This is a genomic window from Microbacterium sp. SLBN-154, assembly GCF_006715565.1.
Lineage (GTDB): Bacteria > Actinomycetota > Actinomycetes > Actinomycetales > Microbacteriaceae > Microbacterium.
This window is the reverse complement of the sequence record NZ_VFNL01000001.1, coordinates 2,527,515-2,545,045: the sequence shown is the minus strand read 5'-3', so window position 1 is coordinate 2,545,045 and position 17,531 is coordinate 2,527,515. Positions and strand designations below refer to the sequence as shown.

Annotated in this window: 15 protein-coding genes and 2 riboswitches; of the genes, 6 read left to right on the top strand and 9 right to left on the bottom strand. The window is 71.0% G+C overall.

Translation table 11 applies throughout. From position 1 onward, the window contains the following. Window positions 1–36 precede the first annotated feature (36 nt). A complete protein-coding gene (locus tag FBY40_RS17340) occupies window positions 37–180 on the top strand; it encodes a hypothetical protein (RefSeq protein ID WP_160141393.1) in 144 nt (47 codons plus the stop codon). A gap of 37 nt (window positions 181–217) precedes the next feature. Here the strand turns inward: FBY40_RS17340 and FBY40_RS12315 are convergent, their stop codons facing one another. From FBY40_RS12315 to FBY40_RS12305, 3 genes are all read right to left on the bottom strand, one after another. Next, window positions 218–766: a type 1 glutamine amidotransferase domain-containing protein gene (locus tag FBY40_RS12315; RefSeq protein ID WP_141939075.1), complete on the bottom strand. Its 549-nt coding sequence runs from the start codon at window positions 764–766 to the stop codon at window positions 218–220. Between the two features lie 88 nt (window positions 767–854). After that, window positions 855–2,372: a DHA2 family efflux MFS transporter permease subunit gene (locus FBY40_RS12310; protein ID WP_442922865.1), complete on the bottom strand. Its 1,518-nt coding sequence runs from the start codon at window positions 2,370–2,372 to the stop codon at window positions 855–857. Window positions 2,373–2,513: 141 nt separating this feature from the next. Beyond that, a complete protein-coding gene (locus FBY40_RS12305; RefSeq protein ID WP_141939073.1) occupies window positions 2,514–2,723 on the bottom strand; it encodes a hypothetical protein in 210 nt (69 codons plus the stop codon). A gap of 57 nt (window positions 2,724–2,780) precedes the next feature. On the opposite strand from FBY40_RS12305, the gene FBY40_RS12300 reads away from it, so the two are divergent. Then, window positions 2,781–4,823, top strand: a complete 2,043-nt coding sequence (locus tag FBY40_RS12300) for an ABC transporter ATP-binding protein (protein WP_141940173.1) — start codon at window positions 2,781–2,783, stop codon at window positions 4,821–4,823. Between the two features lie 21 nt (window positions 4,824–4,844). Here the strand turns inward: FBY40_RS12300 and FBY40_RS12295 are convergent, their stop codons facing one another. The 6 genes from FBY40_RS12295 to FBY40_RS12270 are packed head-to-tail and all read right to left on the bottom strand — an operon-like array spanning window position 4,845 to window position 11,429. After that, the gene (locus FBY40_RS12295) at window positions 4,845–5,786 is read right to left on the bottom strand and encodes a glycosyltransferase family 2 protein (protein WP_141939071.1); all 942 of its coding nucleotides are present in this window, start codon (window positions 5,784–5,786) and stop codon (window positions 4,845–4,847) included. Continuing rightward, complete coding sequence (locus FBY40_RS12290) at window positions 5,783–6,922, bottom strand: cysteine desulfurase family protein (protein ID WP_141940172.1); 1,140 nt, start codon at window positions 6,920–6,922, stop codon at window positions 5,783–5,785. Before FBY40_RS12290 ends, FBY40_RS12295 begins: the two co-directional genes overlap by 4 nt. Before the next feature lie 16 nt (window positions 6,923–6,938). Further along, a complete protein-coding gene (gene nadC, locus FBY40_RS12285; RefSeq protein WP_141939068.1) occupies window positions 6,939–7,805 on the bottom strand; it encodes a carboxylating nicotinate-nucleotide diphosphorylase in 867 nt (288 codons plus the stop codon). Further along, entirely contained in the window at window positions 7,799–9,397 is a 1,599-nt protein-coding gene (nadB, locus tag FBY40_RS12280) for an L-aspartate oxidase (protein WP_141939066.1), read from the bottom strand. Before nadB ends, nadC begins: the two co-directional genes overlap by 7 nt. Then, window positions 9,394–10,740: a quinolinate synthase NadA gene (gene nadA / locus FBY40_RS12275; RefSeq protein ID WP_141939064.1), complete on the bottom strand. Its 1,347-nt coding sequence runs from the start codon at window positions 10,738–10,740 to the stop codon at window positions 9,394–9,396. The genes nadB and nadA overlap by 4 nt, the downstream gene beginning before the upstream one ends. Continuing rightward, window positions 10,737–11,429: an NUDIX hydrolase gene (locus tag FBY40_RS12270; RefSeq protein ID WP_141939061.1), complete on the bottom strand. Its 693-nt coding sequence runs from the start codon at window positions 11,427–11,429 to the stop codon at window positions 10,737–10,739. Before FBY40_RS12270 ends, nadA begins: the two co-directional genes overlap by 4 nt. Window positions 11,430–11,564: 135 nt before the next feature. Between FBY40_RS12270 and FBY40_RS12265 the strand changes: the two genes are divergently transcribed. From FBY40_RS12265 to gcvP, 4 genes are all read left to right on the top strand, one after another. After that, the gene (locus tag FBY40_RS12265; RefSeq protein ID WP_327437067.1) at window positions 11,565–12,746 is read left to right on the top strand and encodes a MarP family serine protease; all 1,182 of its coding nucleotides are present in this window, start codon (window positions 11,565–11,567) and stop codon (window positions 12,744–12,746) included. An 89-nt stretch (window positions 12,747–12,835) separates the two neighbouring features. Then, window positions 12,836–12,933: riboswitch (glycine riboswitch) on the top strand. A gap of 1 nt (window position 12,934) precedes the next feature. After that, a riboswitch (glycine riboswitch) is annotated at window positions 12,935–13,034 on the top strand. A 50-nt stretch (window positions 13,035–13,084) separates the two neighbouring features. Then, window positions 13,085–14,251 carry a glycine cleavage system aminomethyltransferase GcvT gene (locus FBY40_RS12260; RefSeq protein ID WP_141939057.1) on the top strand — a complete coding sequence of 389 codons (1,167 nt, stop codon included), beginning with the start codon at window positions 13,085–13,087 and terminating at the stop codon, window positions 14,249–14,251. Beyond that, window positions 14,248–14,628 (top strand): glycine cleavage system protein GcvH, encoded by a 381-nt coding sequence (gene gcvH, locus FBY40_RS12255; protein ID WP_141939055.1) that lies wholly within the window; start codon window positions 14,248–14,250, stop codon window positions 14,626–14,628. The genes FBY40_RS12260 and gcvH overlap by 4 nt, the downstream gene beginning before the upstream one ends. Next, on the top strand, window positions 14,628–17,507 hold the full coding sequence (gene gcvP, locus FBY40_RS12250; RefSeq protein WP_141939053.1) for an aminomethyl-transferring glycine dehydrogenase: 2,880 nt from the start codon (window positions 14,628–14,630) through the stop codon (window positions 17,505–17,507). Before gcvH ends, gcvP begins: the two co-directional genes overlap by 1 nt. Window positions 17,508–17,531 lie beyond the last annotated feature (24 nt).

Here is a 17,531-nt window from a genome sequence, read left to right as displayed (position 1 = left end):
TCGTCCGCGCTGCGGGGATCGGATTAGCATGGAGGGATGACGACTCAGCCCTCCGCCACCCAGATCCCCGCTGCACAGATCGACGAGGACGCCAAGCCCCTCGTCCCGGGCGCGAACCTCCTGGGTGCGCCGGGCGCAGCTGCGGGCTCGTGCTGCGGGGGCAGCGCCTGCGGCGTCTGATCGTTCCGGCTCCGCCTCACCACCCCCGCGGTGCGGGTCAGATCGTCTGGCCGGCGTGCGCCCCTTCGGCGATCTCCTCGACCACCTTGGCGTTGAAGGCCGGCAGATCATCCGGCGTCCGGCTCGACACCAATCCCTGGTCGACGACGACCTCCTCGTCGACCCACCGGGCTCCGGCATTGGTCAGATCCGTCTTCAAGCTCGGGTAGCTCGTGAGTGTGCGGCCGTCGACCGCCCCGGCTTCGATCAGGATCCAGGCGCCGTGGCAGATGACGCCGACCGGCTTGTGCTGGGAGAAGAAGGCGCGGGCGAAGGCCACCGAGGCCCCGTCCATCCGCAGATGGTCGGCGTTGACGACGCCGCCGGGCAGCACCAGGGCGTCGTAGGACGCCGCGTCGGCATCGGTCACCGCCACGTCGACCGCCTGCTCGTGCCCCTTCTTGCCGGTCACACTTCCCGATGCGGGGGAGACCAGGTGCGCCTGGGCGCCGGCATCCGTCACCGCCTTCCAGGGACTGGTCAATTCGCTGTCCTCGTAACCGTCGGTGAGGAGGAACGCGACGGTCTTGCCGTTCAGTTCGGCCATGACACTTCCTTTCGTGGGGTGCCCCCACGCTAGGCCGGTCCGCCGTCCGGGGCCCGGGCTTGCCCGCGGACCCCGCGACGGCTATGCCTCAGTGCGCCGCGGGGAGGGGGAGCCCTTCGTCGGCGGGCTTGCGGACGAGGAACGCGCTGAACAGCAACGGCAGCGACACGATCGCTGCGAGGAGGAACGCGGCATGAGCGCCCTGCGCGCCCGCGTCGGCGGCCCCGGCCGCCTCGGCGGCGGACTGGACGCTGGACATCACCGTGATGAACAGCGCGATGCCGGCAGCCCCGGCGACCTGCTGCACCGTACCGACGACGGCCGAGCCGTAGGAGTAGTACGTGCGGTCGAGGGAGGCCAGCGACGCGGTGAAGAGCGGCGTGAAGGACAGCGCGAGCCCGATCGACAGGGCCGTCTGCCCCGCGGCGATGGCCCAGACCGGCGTCGTCGCGGTGAAGGTCGTGAAGACCCACAGCATGCCGACGGCGATCACGGTGCCGGGAACGAGGAGCACCCGGGTGCCGTACCGGTCGTAGATGCGCCCCACGATCGGCCCGGCCAGGCCCATCGCCAGAGCGCCCGGGAGGACGATGAGGCCTGACATGAAGGGGTCGAGCCCGACCACGTTCTGCGCGTAGAGCGGCAGCACGGTGATGATGCCGAAGAAGGCCGCCGAGAGCAGCGTCATGTGTCCGGTGGCGAAGCTGAAGTTGCGGAAGGTGAACACCCGCAGGTCGAGCAGGGCGTCGTCGGTGCGCTGCAGCCGGATCTGCCGCCACGCGAAGAGCGCAAGCGCGATCACACCGACGGAGAACGCCACGACGAGGGAGACGGTCGCGGTGGCCGACGCCGACGCCTCCTCGGCGGCGGTGCCGCCGTGTGCCGCCGCAGCACCGCCGATCTGGCTCAGTCCGTAGACCAGGCCGCCGAAGCCGAGGGCGGAGAGGATCACCGAGAGCACGTCGACCGGGGCGCGCGTGGTCTCGCCGAGGTTGCGGATCCAGATCGCGCCGACGACGAGGGCGACCAGGGCGATCGGGAGGACGACACCGAAGTTCCAGCGCCAGCCGACGGTGTCGATGAGGAAGCCCGACAGCGACGGGCCGATGGCCGGAGCGAGGGAGATGACGATGCTGACCCGCCCCATCATGCGCCCGCGGGACTGCGGCGGGACGACGTTCATGATCGTCGTCATGAGCAGCGGCATCATGATCGCCGTTCCCGACGCCTGCACGACGCGGGCGACCAGGAGCATCGGGAAGCCGGGTGACAGGAACGCGATCAGGGTACCGAGCGAGAACAGGCTCATCGCGGCGATGAACATCTGCCGGGTCGTGAATCGGCGCAGGAGGAAGCCCGTGATGGGGATCACGACGGCCATCGTCAGCATGAAGGCGGTCGTCAGCCATTGGGCGGCGACGGCGGTGATACCGAGGTCGACGATGAGACGCGGGATCGCGATGCCCATCGTGGTCTCGTTCAGGATCGCGACGAACGCGGCGGCCAGCAGCAGCCAGATGATGCGGCTCTCGATCGGGCTGAGCATCGCGGGCGGCGCGGCGTCGCGAACGGCGCCGGCGGTGGGAACGGTGTCGGTGGCTGCCACGGGGCTCCTCAGGGCGGGCGGAACAAGGCGAAGGATCACGGATGACGCACGCGCGCGCGAGATCCGCGAGGACTGTCTGAGGCTAACCGGCGCCTCCGACAGGGCATTCCCGTCGGAGGCGGATTCGTCGGACCCGGCTCGTCAGAGCGCGGTGGTCGGCTCGGTGTCGTCGTCGTCCGCCGACCCGATCGGGTCGGTGGGCTCGGGCTCGGGCTCGGCAGCCAGGAGCCCCGCGGGCGTCGGGGAGACCAGCTCCTCCTCCGGCACGGCCTTCAACTCGTCGATCTCTGCACGGATCTCGGCGAGGTCCTCCCCGTCGCGGGCGGGCTGTTCCGGAGTGGTCTCGCTCATAGGTCACACCCTACCGAGCCGGTGGGGGTGGGCGTCAGTAGGCTGGCGAAGGTGAGTATGCGCGGGGGAGGCGGCGGGGGAGCTCCCGGCGGCTTCCGGCCGGTCGACATCGAGGCGCAGCGGCGGCTGAACGCCGAGGCACCGAAGATCCCTAACCTGGGCCGTCGCGTCGTGGCCCTCTTCCGGCCGTACCTGGGACGGATCACGCTGACGGGCATCCTCGTCGTCGTGGGCGCCGGTGTCGCGGTCATCCCGCCGCTGCTGGTGCAGCGGATCTTCGACGACGCCCTGTTCCCCGTCGACGGGGGATCACCCGACATCCCCCTCCTCGCCCGGCTCGTCACGATCATGATCGGCCTGTTCCTCCTCTCCGCCGTACTGGGCGTGGTCCAGACGTGGCTCACCTCGACCGTGGGCAATCGCGTGACGGGCGATCTTCGAGTGCGCCTCTTCGATCACCTCCAGGCGATGGAGCTGGCCTTCTTCACCCGGACCAAGACGGGCGTCATCCAGTCGAGACTGCAGAACGACGTCGGCGGGGTGTCCGGAGTCCTCACCAACACCGTCACGAGCATCCTCGGCAACGTCGTCACCGTGATCGCATCGCTCGTCGCGATGATCATCATCGACTGGCGCCTGACGATCATCGCCGTGGTCATGATGCCGTTCCTCGTCATCGTGCAGCGCCGCGTCGGTCAGGTGCGCGCGCGGATCGCCGGAGAGACACAGGAGTCGCTGTCGGAGCTGACCTCGATCACCCAGGAGACGCTCAGCGTCTCGGGCATCCTGCTGTCGAAGTCCTTCAACCGGCAGCGCACCGAATCGGCGCGCTACGCCGACGAGAACGTCAACCAGGTGCGACTGCAGGTCCGCCGGGCGATGAGCGGTCAGGGCTTCTTCGCCGTCGTGCAGGTGCTCATGTCCAGCGTGCCGGCACTGATCTACCTGGTCGCGGGGCTTCTGGTGACCGGCGGTGCGGACGCGATCACGGCGGGGACGATCGTCGCCTTCACCACGGTGCAGGCGCGACTGCTCATGCCGCTCATGGGTCTCATGCGCGTCGCCCTCGATCTGCAGACATCCGCCGCCCTGTTCGCCCGCATCTTCGAGTACCTCGACCTCACTCCGGCCATCAGCGACGCTCCCGACGCGATCGACGTCGCCGATGCCCCCGGACCTGTGGGGCGGATCGAGTTCCGCGACGTGGTGTTCCGCTACCCCGATGCGGCACCCCAGACGCGGCCCACCCTCGCCGGCATCTCGTTCGTCGCCGAGCCCGGGCAGCACGTCGCCTTCGTCGGACCCTCGGGGGCGGGGAAGACCACCGTCCTCTATCTGACGCCCCGCCTCTACGAGGCCGGCGACGGCGCCGTGCTCTTCGCCGGCGAGGACGTGCGCCGTCTCACCCAGGAGTCGATCATCGACCGGATCGGGATCGTCTCGCAGGAGACGTATCTCTTCCACGCCACGATCCGGCAGAACCTCCGGTACGCCAAGCCCGATGCGACCGACGCCGAGCTCGAGTCGGCGTGCCGAGCGGCGAACATCCACCACGTCATCACCGGATTCGAGCGCGGGTACGACACCGTGGTCGGCGAGCGAGGATACCGGCTGTCGGGGGGTGAGAAGCAGCGCATCGCGATCGCGCGGGTGCTGCTGAAAGACCCGCCTGTCCTGCTCCTGGACGAGGCGACCTCGGCCCTGGACACCGTCTCGGAGCGGGTCGTGCAGGAGGCGCTCGACGCCGCGGCCAAGGGGCGGACCACGCTCTCGATCGCGCACCGGCTTTCGACCGTCATCGCCGCCGACGTCATCCACGTCATCGAGGCCGGCCGGATCGTCGAGTCGGGGACGCACAGCGAGCTCGTGGCCGCGGGGGGGCTCTACGCCGAGCTCGCCGCGCAGCAGCTCGCCACGACGCGGGTGCTCGAGGCGGAGGCCGAAGACGAGCCGGCCGACCTCCCCGATCGTCGGGCGGACCGCGCGCCGGACGAGGCGCCCGAGCTACAGATCGACGCCGAGCTCCGGCGCGATCGCGAGGAGGTCGCGCGGCTGCTCACCGAGCCGGTCGTCGTCCTCCCCGACCGCCCTCTTCCCTGATCCCACCACCGGGCCCCGAGCTCACCAGAGGGCCGCGGCCGACACTTCCGGCGTGACGACCCGGTCCGATCCGCGCCCCTGCAGGTCGCGGACGAAGACGCCCAGTGCCCGCCGGTAGGCGTCGTCGGGATGGGAGCGGGCGATGCTCACGAGGGGGGGAAGATCCAGGGTCAGGATGAGCTCGATCCGCGCGCGCACGGCGGCCGGGTGCCCCGCGGCATCCAAGATCTCGAGCCCGCCGCGCAGTCCGTCGAGATAGTCGCGCAGCACCGGCAGGGCCTCCCTGTGCTGCGTGATCGACGACCCGTCCGCGCGCTCGCGCCACTCCACCACGACATCGGGGATGACATCGAACGACCGTGCGGCGGCGTACATCCGCTGGGCGAGGATCTGATCCTCGTACAGTCGCCCTTCGGGGAAGCGCAGCCCCGCGCGCTGCCAGAAGTCGAGCCTGCTGACCTTGGACCAGGCGACGATATTGGCCGACGCCGCAGGGTGCTCCTGAAGGGAGGTGCGTCGACGCTCGGGGTCGGTCGCGGCGGCGACCCAGGGCTGAACAGCTCCTGCGGCGTAGGCCCCGCTCTCGTCGGCTCGGAGCCGCACGTAGGCGCCCGCGACGAAGTCGCTGCCGGTGTCATCGAGGACGCCGACGAGGCGCTCGAGAGCGGTGGGTGTGAAACGGTCGTCTCCGTCGAGGAAGGCCAGGTAGGGGGTGTCCACCACGCCCAGCCCGGTGTTGCGAGCGGCCGCCAGGCCCCGCCGTGCGGCGTGGCTGATGACGGAGAAACGCTCGTCCTCCGCGGCGGCCGCCGCGAAGATCTCCGCGGTGTCGTCGGTCGAGCCGTCGTCGACGAGCACGGCGCGCCACTCGCGGAACGTCTGGGTCTGCAGCGACGCCAGCGCTTCGGCCACCCAGGGCCCGACGTCGAACCCCGGGACGATGACGGTGAGGGCGGGTGTCACGGGGCCGATCGTACCGCCCGGACGGCGGCGGCGACCTGGTCGGCCAACCCGTCGGCATCCAGGTCCGGATGGTGGGGGAAGCTGAATCGCACGGCGGTCTGCGCGACCTCGGGCGCGAATCCCATCGCGAGCAGGACGTGCGAGGGTTCGTCGCTGCCCGCCGCGCACGCCGATCCGCTGGAGGAGACAACACCCCGTCGCTCGAGCTCGAGCAGGATCGCCTCGCCGGAGGTGCCGGGGAAGACGAAGCTCGCGATTCCGGGGAGCCTCTCGGCGGGGTGGCCGGTGAGTCGGGCCTCGGGCACCCGAGTGCGCACGCCCGCGATGAAGCGGTCCCGGGTGGCGCGCGCACGCTCGCTGCCGGCCACCCGTTCGGCTTCGGCCAGTTCGAGCGCGGTCGCGAGGGCCACCGCGCCGGCGACGTCCTCGGTGCCGCTTCGGCGCCCCCGCTCCTGCCCGCCGCCGTGGAACAGCGGTTCGAGGGGAACGCGGCCCCGAACGACGAGGACGCCCGTCCCCTTGGGCGCGCCGATCTTGTGGCCGGCGATCGCGAGACTGTCGGCGCCGGTGCCCGCGAGGGGGAGCCATCCCGCGGCCTGTACCGCGTCGAGATGGAGAGGGATGCGTCGTGCGCCGGTGACGGCGGCGATCGCCGTGACATCCTGCACCGTGCCCACTTCGTTGTTGGCGTAGCCGACGGCGACGAGGGCGGTGTCCTCCCGCAGGGCACGGGCGACGTCGGCGGGGTCGATCCGGCCGTCGTGGTCGACGGGAAGCATGGTGACCGCGAAGCCGTGGATGCGCCGGAGGAAGTCCACCGACTCCAGGATCGCCTCGTGTTCGATGGGCGAGGTCACCACGTGATGCGCTGCGCGATGCTCCCGGGCCGCGATCGCGATCCCCTTCACCGCGAGGTTGTCGGCCTCGGTGCCGCCCGAGGTGAAGACGATGTCGCCGGGCCGCATCCCCACGACCCTCGCCACACGCGCGCGGGCGTCTTCGAGGGCGCCGGCGGCTGCCTCGCCGACGGTGTGGTGACTCGACGGGTTTCCGAACCAGTGGGTCAGGTACGGCGCCATGGCCTCGACGACCTCCGGTCGCACCGGAGTCGTGGCGGCGTTGTCGAGATAGAGCAGTGACATCACGCGTCTTTCAGGCGGCGTCCGCCGGGGTGACGCGGATGTCCAGTCCCAGATCCAACGCGCGGGCGGAATGCGTGAGGGCTCCGACCGAGATGACGTCGACGCCGGTCTCGGCGATGGCGCCCACCGTCTCCAGCGACACCCCGCCCGAGGCCTCGACGATGGCGCGGCCGCCGACGATCTCGACCCCGCGACGCAGATCGTCCGGCGAGAAGTTGTCGAGCATGATCGTGTCCACGTTCGCGGCGAGAACGGGTTCGATCTGGTCGAGGCGGTCGACTTCGACCTCGACGTGGGTGGTGTGGGGCAGACTCGCCATGGCGGTGCGGAGGGCGTCGGTGACCGACGCGCCGTCGGCGGTGAGGACGGCCAGGTGGTTGTCCTTGACCATCACCGCGTCCGACAGCGAGAAGCGGTGGTTGTGTCCGCCGCCGTCGCGCACCGCCTGGCGCTCGAGCGCGCGAAGGCCGGGCGTGGTCTTCCGAGTGTCCGCGATACGGGCCGGAGTGTGCGCCACCTCGGCGACATACCGCGCGGTCAGGGTGGCGATTCCCGACATCCGCTGGGTCAGATTCAATGCGACCCGCTCGGCGGTCAGGATGCCCCGCGCGGGCCCTTCGACGATCGCGAGCACGGTGCCGGGCTCGAACGCACGGCCGTCCTCGCTCAGGACGGTCACGGTGATCGCGCTGTCGGTGAGGCGGAAAGCCGAGGCGAAGACGGCCAGACCGCTTGCGACACCTGCTTCGCGCGGGACGAGCTCCGCGCGCGCGGTCGCCGTCGCGGGGATGAAGGCGGCGCTGGTGAGATCACCCCACGGTGCGTCCTCGGCGAGGGCCGCGGCGACGACCCGGTCGATCGCCGCCGGGGTCAGCATGATGCCGCCTGTGCCGTCGGCGCACCCGACGACGCGGAGGCCGCCGTCGGCGCGTCAGCGCGAACGTGCGCGCCGATGGACTCCCGACGCGCGCGCGCTGCGGCGACGAGGTGCGCGCCGACGAGGAGGAGGTTCGCGTCCTCGTACTCCCTCTCCGTGGACGCAGCGGATGCCGCCATGCTCCAGGCGCGGAGGACGCTCGCCGCCTCCGCCAGACCCCGCTCGGTGCGCACGAGCCCGGCGTGCGTCCAAAGCAGGTCCTGGAGCGCCCCGCGATCGAAGGGCCCGGGAGCGATCACGGCGATCGGAAGGGCCGGCGGGACGTTCTGGACGACGCCCGGCGTGGACGGCCAGTCGCGCGCGGCGTCGACGGCGATCGTGTCACCCGCCCGTGCGCCGAACACCGCACCCTCGAGCAGTGAGTTCGACGCGAGCCGGTTCGCGCCGTGGACGCCGGTGCGCGCCACCTCGCCGACGGCGTACAGGCCGGGGAGGGAGGTGCGCCCGTTCAAGTCGGTCACGACGCCCCCCATGAGGTAGTGCGCCGCGGGCGTGACAGGGACGGGCTCGGCCGCCCAGTCCCACCCTCGGCGGCGCACCGCGGCGTCGATCGTGGGGAAGCGCTGTGCCAGGAACGCGCGTCGCTCGGCGAGTGTCGGCCGCAGGTGCGTGGCATCCAGTCGCACCGGGCGCCCGCCCTGCCGGACCATCCGGTCGGCGATCGCTGCCGCGACCACATCGCGCGGAGCGAGTTCTCCGTCGGGGTGGACATCGAGGACGAACCGGCGGCCGGTGTCGTCGATGAGCGTGGCGCCCTCCCCTCGCACCGCCTCCGAGACGAGGAAGGCCTCGCCCCGCTCGTCCTCGGGAAGGACGGTGGGGTGGAACTGGAAGAACTCGAGGTCGGCGACGGCGGCGCCGGCGCGAATCGCGGCGGCGATGCCGTCGCCCGTCGCCACCGAGGGGTTCGTGGAGTGGGCGTACAGTTCGCCGGCGCCTCCCGTGGCGAGCACGACCGCGTCGGCAGAGAGCCGGCGCCGCTCACCCGGCGCGTCGGGGGATTCGCCCACGAGCAGCTCGACGCCGACGACGCGTGCGGCGTCGACCACGAGGTCGATCAGGAACGCGTGCTCGATCACCGCCACCCCGCTCTCGCGCAGACGTGCGACGAGGGCCTTCTCGACCGCGGTGCCGGTGGCATCCCCGCCCGCGTGGAGGATCCGTGGGTAGGAGTGGGCCGCCTCGAGCCCTTTCACGAGGGTGCCGTCGGGTCCGCGATCGAACGCCACGCCGAGCGCGATGAGGTCGCGGATGCGCGCCGGGCCCTCCTCGGCGAGGACGCGGACGGCGTCGGGGTCGCTGAGGCCCGCGCCCGCGGTCATCGTGTCGCGGATGTGGTCCTCGACGCGGTCGTCGTCGAACATCACCCCGGCGATGCCGCCCTGGGCGTAGCGGGTGTTGGCGTGCTCGAGGACGTCCTTGGTGACGAGGGTCACCCGGCATCCGGTCTCCACGGCGTGGAGCGCGGCGGTGAGGCCCGCGATGCCGCTGCCGACGACCACGGCGTGCACGGCCGGTGCGGTGAGGGTCATGAGGCGGCGCTCCGTCCGGATTCCGCGGGAGGCTTGGCCGCAAGCATCCGCTCGAGGGCCACCCGGGCGGGGTCGGCGACATCGGCGGGCACCGTGATCCGGTTCTGCACCTCGCCGCGGACGAGTCCTTCGAGCACCCACGCCAGGTAACCCGGGTGGATGCGGTACATCGTCGAGCACGGGCACACCACGGGATCGAGGCAGAAGATGGTGTGCTGCGGATGCTCGGCGGCGAGCCGCTGCACCAGGTTGATCTCGGTGCCGATGGCGAACGTCGTCGGTTCGGTCGCGGCCTGGATGGCCTTTCGGATGTAGTCGGTCGAGCCGGACTCGTCGGCGGCGTCGACGACCGCCATCGGGCACTCGGGGTGGACGATGACGCGCACCCCCGGGTGCTCGGCGCGTGCGCGGTCGATCTGGTCGACGGTGAAACGGCGGTGAACCGAGCAGAACCCGTGCCACAGGAGGACGCGGGCGTCTTCGAGCTCGCGGGTCGTGCTGCCGCCGAGCGGCTTGCGCGGATTCCACAGCGGCATCTGCTCGAGGGGCACGCCCATCGCCTTGGCGGTGTTGCGCCCGAGGTGCTGGTCGGGGAAGAAGAGCACCCGGCGCCCTCGTGCGAAGGCCCACTCGAGCACGGTGCGCGCGTTCGAGGAGGTGCAGACGATGCCGCCGTGGCGCCCGACGAACCCCTTGATCGCGGCGGAGGAGTTCATGTAGGTGACGGGGATGACGGGGACCAGGCCGTCCGCATCGGGCGTGTCCAGGTCGCCGTAAACGTCGGCGAGCTGCTCCCAGCACTCCTCGACCTGGTCGATGTCGGCCATGTCGGCCATCGAGCAGCCGGCGGCGAGGTTGGGCAGGATCACCGCCTGCTCGGAGCGGGAGAGGAGGTCGGCGGTCTCCGCCATGAAGTGCACGCCGCAGAAGACGATCGCCTCGGCGGCGGGGTGTTCGAGGGCGGCGTTGGCCAGCTGGAACGAATCGCCGACGTAGTCGGCGTGGACGATCACCTCTTCGCGCTGGTAGAAGTGGCCGAGCACGACGACCCTGTCGCCGAGGACGGCTTTGGCGGCGCGGATGCGGTCGGCGAGCTCCGCCTCGGAGGCCTCGCGGTACGCCAGCGGGAGTTCGCCCTGGCGCGGCGCCCCGGTGGGGATGACATCGCCCATCGACGATCCTGGCCCGTAGCCGGGCCGCGTGTCGAAGTTCCAGGGACCGGCGGCGAGATCGGTCGCGCAGGTCTCGGTCGTCGACCTGCCCGACACGATCGCCTGGATCTGGTGATCGACCGACGGATCGGTGGGAGGGCGCAGCGCAGGGGTGGGAACGAGGGTGGTCATCGATCACTCATTTCGGGCGAGCGCGACAGGGGCCCGCGGTCGGCGAGCTCCACATCGCGGTTGTAGCGGTACAGACGGGCGGGGCGGTGACTGCCGGTGCGGAACCGGTCGGTGGGGATGAGGGTGGCGGAGGTGTCCACCTGGCGGCGGAAGTTCGCGGGGTCGAGCTTGCGGTCGAGGATCGCCTCGTACACCTCGCGGAGCTCGGCGAGGGTGAACTCGTCGGCGAGCAGGCCATGAGCGATCCGGCTGTAGCCGACCTTGTTGCGCAGGCGCCACAGCGCATAGTCGACGATCTCGTTGTGGTCGAAGGCCAGGCGGGGGAGATCGGCGGCGTCGAACCACCCGACGTTCTCCACGTCGGAGACCTCCTCGGGTCGCAGCAGCGCCCAGTACACGATCGACACGACACGGGTCGGTGAGCGGTCCACCGCGCCGAAGGCGTAGAGCTGCTCGAGGTAGCTCGGAGCGAGCCCCGTGGTCTCGCCCAGGGTGCGGGATGCCGCGGCATCCAGTCCCTCGGAGACGTCGAGCCACCCGCCCGGCAGCGCCCACAGGCCTTCGAAGGGGTCCCGGGTGCGCTTGACAAGCGGGAGGACGACCGCCGGCGCGTCACCGGGACGGGGCGTGCGCAGCGAGAAGATCACCGTCGACACCGCTACGCGGATGTCCTCGACTTGGGGATCCATGTTCTTGTCATTCTGACTCTAAGAGGGGTCTCCATCTTATTGTCATTGTGACCTGAAGGCAAATGCGACGTCGTGCGGCCCCGCCTCGGTGATGTCACAGGCGCGCACCGTACGCTGGTGGCTCCCTGCCGAAGGATGGCCGTGCTGCTCGTCGATCTCTTCCTCATCGCCCTGCTGGTGGTGGCGCTCGTCGTCGGGCTTCAGCGTGGCCTCGTCGCGAGCCTCGGAACGCTGCTGGGTCTCGCCGCCGGAGGGGTCGCCGCCTGGTGGCTGGCTCCGATCATCAACGACGCGTGGCCCTGGCAGGAATGGCGGCCACTCGTGGTGATCGTCGCCTCGTTCCTGATCCTCGTCGCCGGCGGCACGATCGGCGGGGTCCTCGGGGGCATGGTTCGCCGCGGTGTGGATCGGGTGAAGCTGCGGGTCATCGACCGGCTCCTCGGCGGCGTGGTGAGCGTCGTCGTCGCCGCCCTCGCACTCTCGCTCGTCGGCCAGAGCGTGGCGAACACGGGGGCACCGGTCCTCGGGCCGGCGGTGGCGTCGTCGCGCGTCATGACGATCATCAACGGAGTGATCCCGGCGCCCGTTGCCCAGACACTGGCCGAGTGGCGCAGCTTCGTCACCGACGACGGTCTGCCGCGCCTCGGGGGCCTTCTCACGCCGGAGGTCACCCCCGGCACGGCGACTCCGATCCAGCTGGACGATCCCGAACTCGCGCTCGCCGCGGCATCCGTCCTGCGGGTCTCGGGCACCGCCTTCGCCTGCGGCACGAGTTCGACCGGGTCGGGATTCGTCGTCGCTCCCGACCGCGTGATCACCAACGCCCATGTGGTGGCCGGGGTCGACACGCCCGTCGTGCAGCCCAACGGGGGCACGGCCGTCGAAGGGCGCGTGGTGTACTTCGACCCGATCGACGACCTCGCCGTCATCGCCGTCGACGGACTCGGGGTGGCACCGCTCGGCCTCAGCGATCCGCTCACAGCGGGAAGCGCCGCGCAGGTGCAGGGCTATCCGATCGGAGGGCCCTTCGATACCAAACCGGCCGAGGTGCTGTCAGTGGGCACGGTGCCGGTTCCCGACATCTACGACGACACCGCCAATCCGAGGGAGATCTATCAGCTCTTCGCCGAGGTGCGCCCCGGCAACTCGGGCGGGCCGCTCCTGACCGGAGACGGGGAAGTGGCCGGCGTCGTCTTCGCGCGGGCCGACGGCGACGACACGAGGGGTTTCGCGATGACCAACGCCGAACTCGAACCCGTCGCCGCCGGGGCCTCGGGGTTGAGCGACCGGGTCTCGACCGGCGCCTGTCTGGGCTGACGCGCCGATCGGCGGAGTCTGGGCCCACGCCCCTCGCGCCGCTATGCTGGCCCCACCGGCCATGCCGGGATACAACTTGATACCGGCCCATGACACGGACGGGAGAGCTTCGGCGCCGACGGCGCCGAACACCGAAGGAGCAAGCCTCCCCGCCAATCTCTCAGGTACCGCGTACCGTCCGTGCCGGCCGACTCTGAAAAAGGATGCCGCCGCTTTCTGCGTCATCCGCCGACGGTGAAAGCCCGGGTCCGCCCGGCGCGAAACTCTCAGGTCCATGACAGAGGGGGAGTTCTTCGGCACGGATGACCGTGTCGACCCGATCCGACCGGGAGAACTCCATGGACGACACAGCGCGGCAGAGCCCGCTGCACGATCGACACGCCCAGCTCGGCGCGTCGTTCACCGACTTCGGCGGCTGGCTGATGCCGGTCCGCTACACGTCCGACCTCGCCGAACATCACGCCGTGCGCACCGCCGCCGGGCTCTTCGACATCTCGCACATGGCCGAGATCTGGGTGCAGGACGGCGACGCAGCGGGCTTCCTCGACTACGCGCTCGCCGGCCGGGTCTCCACCATGGCGATCGGGAAGGCCAAGTACTCGCTCGTCCTCGCCGAGGACGGCGGCATCATCGACGACGTCATCGTCTACCGCACCGGCGAGCAGCACTTCCTCGTCGTGGCGAACGCCGGGAACCGGGACGCGGTGGCCGGGGCGCTCGCGGACCGCGCGGGCGCCTGGCGTGCCGGGGAGGACGCCCGGATGCGCCCGGTCGACGGTGGCGACTTCGGATACGTCGTCGGTGGTTCAGTGCCCCGGATCGAGGACGTCACCGACCAGACGGCTCTCGTGGCCGTCCAGGGGCCTCGCGCCGAAGAGATCCTCCGCGCCGCGCAGGGGGTCGATGTCGAGGGCCTCGACGACCTGGGCTACTACGCGTGGCGGCAGGGCGAGTTCGATGGTGCGCCGCTGTTCGTGGCCCGCACGGGTTACACCGGCGAGGACGGCTTCGAGCTGATGGTGCCCGTGGCCGCAGCGGGCGAGCTGTGGGACGCGCTCCTGGCGGCCGGGGCGCCGTTCGGCCTCGTGCCCGCCGGCCTCGCCGCCCGTGACACGCTGCGCCTGGAGGCGGGCATGCCGCTGTACGGCCACGAGCTCGGTCGAGGCATCCGCCCCGCCCAGGCCGGGCTCGGACGCGCGGTCGCGGCCGACAAGGCCGACTTCGTGGGGAAGGACTCGGCGGTCGATGACGAGGCGCCCGTGCTCGTCGGGCTCGCGTCGGAGGGCCGTCGTGCGGGCCGCGCCGGCTACGGCGTCTTCGCCGGCGACACGCGCGTCGGTGAGATCACCAGCGGCGCCCTCAGCCCGACCCTCGGGCACCCCATCGCCATGGCGTACGTCTCGCCCGCGGCATCCGCTCTCGGCACCGAACTGACCATCGATGTGCGGGGCACCCGCATCCCCGCCACTGTGACCGCCCTGCCCTTCTACCGGAGGAAGAAATGACCGACACCAGCGCTCTGAAGTACACCGCCGAGCACGAGTGGATCGCCCTCGACGGGGATGTCGCCACCATCGGCATCACCGACTACGCCGCCGACAAGCTCGGCGACGTCGTCTTCGTCGATCTGCCCGTCGTCGACTCCGGCGTGAGCGCCGGTCAGGTCTGCGGCGAGATCGAATCGACCAAGTCGGTCGGCGAGCTCTACGCCCCCGTCGCGGGCGACGTCGTCGCCGTCAACGACGCGGTCGTCGACGACCCCTCGCTGGTGAACTCCTCGCCGTACGAAGACGGGTGGCTCCTGAAGCTGCGGGTCGACCCCGCCGCGGTCGAGGGTCTTCTCGACCGGGCCGCCTACGAGGCCCTCACGGGAGGCGAGTGATGGCGCGGACTTTCGCCGAACGCCATATCGGCACCGATGCGGCGGCCGAAGCGGTCATGCTCGACACGCTCGGCTACGACAGCGTCGACGCTCTGCTGACCGCCGCCGTGCCGGCATCCATCCGGGCCACGGCGCGCACGTCGTCGTCGATCCCCGCCGCGGCCAGTGAGACCGAGGCGCTCGCCGAGCTGCGCGCGCTGGCGTCGCAGAACAGGGTCGCCCGGCCGATGATCGGGCTCGGCTACTACGACACGGTCACCCCGTCGGTCATCGCCCGGAATGTGCTCGAGAACCCGTCCTGGTACACCGCGTATACGCCGTACCAGCCCGAGATCTCGCAGGGGCGGCTCGAGGCGCTCATCAACTTCCAGACCATGGTCTCCGACCTCACCGGTCTCGCGATCGCGAACGGGTCGATGCTCGATGAGTCGACCTCTGTTGTCGAGGGGATGCTGCTGGCGCGGCGGGCGTCCAAGAACGCCGCGAACGTCTTCGCCGTCGACGCCGACGCCCTGCCGCAGACGCGCGCGCTGCTCCATGCCCGCGCCTCTGCTGTGGGGATCGAGATCGTCGAGCGCGACTTCGCCCGTGGCGAGACCCTGCCCGACGGCGCCTTCGGCGTCCTGCTGCAGTATCCCGGTGCGACCGGACGCGTCTGGGACCCGTCGGGGGTCATCGACGCGGTCCACGTCGGCGGGGGACTCGCCGTCGTCGCCGCGGATCTCCTCGCCCTGACGCTCCTGGCCTCGCCCGGCTCGCTCGGCGCCGACATCGCCGTCGGGACGACGCAGCGCTTCGGCGTGCCCCTCGGGTTCGGCGGCCCGCACGCGGGCTACATGGCCGTGCGCCAGGGTCTCGAGCGTCAGCTGCCAGGGCGCCTGGTCGGTGTGTCGCAGGATGCCGCCGGTCACCCGGCCTATCGCCTGTCGCTGCAGACCCGCGAGCAGCACATCCGCCGCGAGAAGGCGACGTCGAACATCTGCACCGCCCAGGTGCTTCTCGCCGTCATGGCCTCGATGTACGCCGTGTACCACGGCGCGGACGGGCTCCGAGCGATCGCCACCGAGGTGGCGCAGAAGACCGAGGCGCTCGCCGAACGGCTGCGCTCGTACGGGCTGAACCTCGTGTCGGACTCGTTCTTCGACACGCTCCGAGTTGTGACGCCGGGGCCTGCGCAGCGGGTCATCGAGCGCGCACGGTCGAAGGGCTATCAGCTGTTCTGGGCGGATGACGCCACCGTGGGCGTCTCGGTGGACGAGACCACCACCCCTACCGATCTCGCCGCCGTGGCCTGGGCGTTCGGGCTGCCGGATGCGGAGCCCGACGGGGCGCGCGACGTCGCGTTCGACGGGGTGGAGGGGCTCCGTGGCGTGCCGGGTGCGCTCCGTCGCGAGGACGCCTATCTGCAGCATCCGGTGTTCTCGCAGCACCGGAGCGAGACGGCGATGATGCGGTACCTGCACCAGCTCGCCGATCGCGACTACGCCCTGGACCGCGGCATGATCCCGCTCGGTTCGTGCACCATGAAGCTCAACGCCGCCACCGAGATGGCGGCGGTGTCGTGGCCCGAGTTCGCCCGTGTGCACCCGTTCGCCCCGGCCGAGGATGTGCACGGGTATGCGGCGCTCATCGAGCAGCTGGAGAGCTGGCTGGCCGAGCTCACCGGGTACGACGCGGTCTCGCTGCAGCCGAACGCGGGCTCGCAGGGTGAGCTCGCCGGGCTGTTGGCGATCCGGGGATGGCATCGGGCGAACGGCGATGAAGGGCGCGTGGTGTGCCTCATCCCGTCGTCCGCGCACGGCACGAATGCCGCCTCGGCGGTGCTAGCCGGCATGCGGGTGGTCGTCGTGGCGTGCGACGAGGCCGGAAACGTCGACCTCGACGACCTGCGCGCCAAGGTCGCCGCGCACGCCGACGAGCTCGCGGCGCTCATGATCACCTACCCGTCGACGCACGGTGTGTACGAGCACGACGTGCTGGAGATCACCCAGGCCGTGCACGACGCCGGTGGCCAGGTGTACATCGACGGGGCGAACCTCAACGCACTCCTCGGCTACGCGCGCTTCGGCGACCTCGGGGGCGATGTGTCGCATCTGAACCTGCACAAGACGTTCGCGATCCCGCACGGTGGGGGCGGCCCGGGCGTCGGCCCGGTGGCGGCGAAGGCGCACCTCGCGCCCTACCTGCCGTCGCACCCGTTCTCGCAGTGGGCCGATCACGCCGGCGGCTTCCGGTTCGAAGGAGGTGCGGTGTCGGCGGCGCCGCACGGATCGGCGGGGATCCTGCCGATCTCATGGGCCTACATCCGGATGATGGGGGAGCGGGGCCTCACGCGCGCGACGGCGTCGGCGGTGCTCGCCGCGAACTACATCGCGGCGCGCCTGCGCGATCACTTCCCGGTGCTCTACACCGGGGAGGGCGGACTCGTCGCGCACGAGTGCATCCTGGATCTCCGCCCGCTCCGCGAGGCGACCGGTGTGACCGTGGACGACGTGGCCAAGCGCCTCATCGACTACGGCTTCCACGCCCCGACGATGTCGTTCCCCGTCGCGGGGACCCTCATGGTCGAGCCCACCGAATCGGAGGATCTCGCCGAGATCGACCGCTTCATCGACGCGATGATCGCGATCCGCGCCGAGGCGGCGCGCGTCGCCGACGGCGAATGGCCCGCCGACGACAATCCGCTGGTGAACGCCCCGCACACGGCCGAGTCGATCGTCGACGCCGAGTGGGGGCATCCCTACTCGCGTGAGGAAGCGGTGTATCCGGTGCGCGCGCTGGTGCGCACGAAGTACTGGCCGCCGGTGCGCCGGGTCGACCAGGCCTTCGGCGACCGCAACCTCACGTGCGCCTGCCCGCCCATCGAGGCCTTCGCGTAGCCCGCGCTGCCGCGCGCGCCGCGG